Origin of the sequence: uncultured Blautia sp. (genome assembly GCF_902497045.1) — a bacterium.
Lineage (GTDB): Bacteria > Bacillota > Clostridia > Lachnospirales > Lachnospiraceae > Blautia_A.
The window spans coordinates 1-2,214 of record NZ_CABVDF010000329.1 but is presented as its reverse complement, the minus strand read 5'-3'; the positions used below and the strand labels follow the sequence as shown (position 1 = coordinate 2,214).

Here is a 2,214-nt window from a genome sequence, read left to right as displayed (position 1 = left end):
TTTCCCGAAAAAATATAAACGCCATAAGCGTTTACATCTTTTTCGTCTTGGCAGGAGTTCCTGCACCCGATATATGATATGTGGTGGTTAAAGTTCCACTACAATTACTAATATGGTGGTTTTTATTCCACCACTTTGTGCAAAAACCACTGTATTTTGCCACCATTTTGCAGTTTTGGTGGCACTTTCTGCCCCCACTTTCATGTTTTGACGGCACTTTTTGCCACCACCCTTTTTTCATCCCGATTTGAGCGGCGGCGCTTTTTGCCGTCACTTTGCCATTTTGGTGGCGCTTTCTGCCCCCACTTTTGCATTTTGACGGCACTTTCCGCCCCCACTTTTTTAGAATGCATTCTAGTGAAACTGCATTACCACATCTGCAAGAACAATCTCTTCAGCCATCATTCTTGCCTGTGTCCGTAGCTGTAGCTGTTCTGTGAAAGAACCAGGATTTTTCGGTTTATGCTTTTTCAGCCATGAATTTTCAACATCATCAAGCAGCTCATATGCTGTTTCATTTACTTCTGCTGCTCTTTCCTCAAGCTCTGCAAATCTGACAAGACTTCTGTATCTGACAGGATATTCATCCTTCATATACTTAATCCACATGCACCCATACTTTCCTGCATCAATATCTGCCTGCTCTGTTCCTGCCACAAGTACCGGATAAAAAATCCCATCTCTTTTCTCATATGGAATTCCAAGCTTTTCAAATGTCGTTTTACTCATTGTAGTTACCACCTTTCTCATCACCATCTAAAATATCAAGCACATGTCTTAACGGAACCAGAAGTTCCTCAATGTCCACATTCCTGTCTGAATCATCAAGTGACTGCAGTTCTTCCAGAATCGTATCAAGATGAATTCTGACTTTTCTCGCAACCTTCATTCCACCAACCACTCTGATTTCATGTTTCAACAGGCATTGAATGATATAGTCCTGCTTTGAGAGACCGCTTAAGGAAACCTTTACATTCAATTCCTTTGCTTCCTCTGGTGACATACGAAATGCTACAACAACATTTCTCCATCTGTTCTTGGCATCCAGCCTTTTTTCGCTCATATAATATGCACTCCTTCCACATCAATGTCATGATTATTATCCTGCCCTGTACTGTCCGATACTGACTACCTTTGCATTTGCATCATCTACTTTTCCCGCATTACCTGCAACATTTTCTCCTGAATCTTTTGCTACCATGACAGCATCTAGATCAATCATAGGTTCTGCCTTATCCCGCTCTGGCTTATCAGCTTCCATATCAATATCATCATCCACTTCTTCGCAGTCATCAAAGCTGGCATTTACAGCATCCAATGTATCAGCCATTGCCACCTGCTTAGATGGGAACAAATGTGAATAACGATATGTGATATCAATGCTCTCATGTCCAACCCTGTCAGCTATCGCAACTGCGGAAAACCCGAGGTCAATCAGATGTGAAATGTGCGAATGCCTCAGATCATGGATTCGTATCTTCTTTACTCTTGCTGCTTCCGAACCTCTCTCCATTTCATGATGAAGAAAGCTCTTTGTCACCTGAAATATTCTGTCCGTCGGAGCCTGGTCATAAAGCATTGCAAAATATTCCTGCATCTCCTCCGCAAGAAAATTTGAAAGTTTAATCGTCCTGTTACTCTTTGCTGTTTTTGGAGAAGTAATATAATCCTGTCCCTGCAGTCTCTGATATGATTTGTTAATACGGACTGTATTCTTTTCAAAGTCAAAGTCTGCCATCGTAAGTGCAAGAAGCTCTCCCATTCGCATTCCTGTCCAGTACAGCATTTCAAATGCATAAAATGAAACCGGCTTATCAATAACTACTTCCGAAAATTTCTTGTATTCCCCAGTTGTCCAAAAGAGCATTTCCTTGTATTCTTCTTTCCCCATATTTCCAGCCTGTCTTGCCGGATTTGATTTCAGATTATAAAACCTGCACGCATGGTTAAATATGGTACTCAACGTATTGTGCATTGTCTTCCTGTAAGTCTGCGAGTATGGCTTCCCTTCCGTATCCTTTAGGGCAAGCATTTCATTCTGCCATTTACGCACATCCGCAGGAGTTATTTCATTCATCTTAAGATTCTTGAAATATGGAAGTATCTTCTTTTCAACTATATTCTCCTTAGTCAGCCAAGTGTTCAACTTAACCCTCGGCTTGACATCCTCTGTATACAGCTTCCAGAACTCTCCAAATGTCATATCCAGATTAT

General features: G+C 41.3%; 2 protein-coding genes and 1 pseudogene. All 3 read right to left on the bottom strand.

Annotation, left to right across the window (positions count from 1 at the left end; translation table 11 throughout):
* Positions 1-354: 354 nt before the first annotated feature.
* Positions 355-729 (bottom strand): TnpV protein, encoded by a 375-nt coding sequence (locus RDS42_RS14340; protein ID WP_308784254.1) that lies wholly within the window; start codon positions 727-729, stop codon positions 355-357.
* A complete protein-coding gene (locus RDS42_RS14335; protein WP_308784253.1) occupies positions 722-1,063 on the bottom strand; it encodes a hypothetical protein in 342 nt (113 codons plus the stop codon). Before RDS42_RS14335 ends, RDS42_RS14340 begins: the two co-directional genes overlap by 8 nt.
* A gap of 249 nt (positions 1,064-1,312) precedes the next feature.
* Positions 1,313-2,214: pseudogene (locus RDS42_RS14330) on the bottom strand (tyrosine-type recombinase/integrase); the annotation flags it as partial.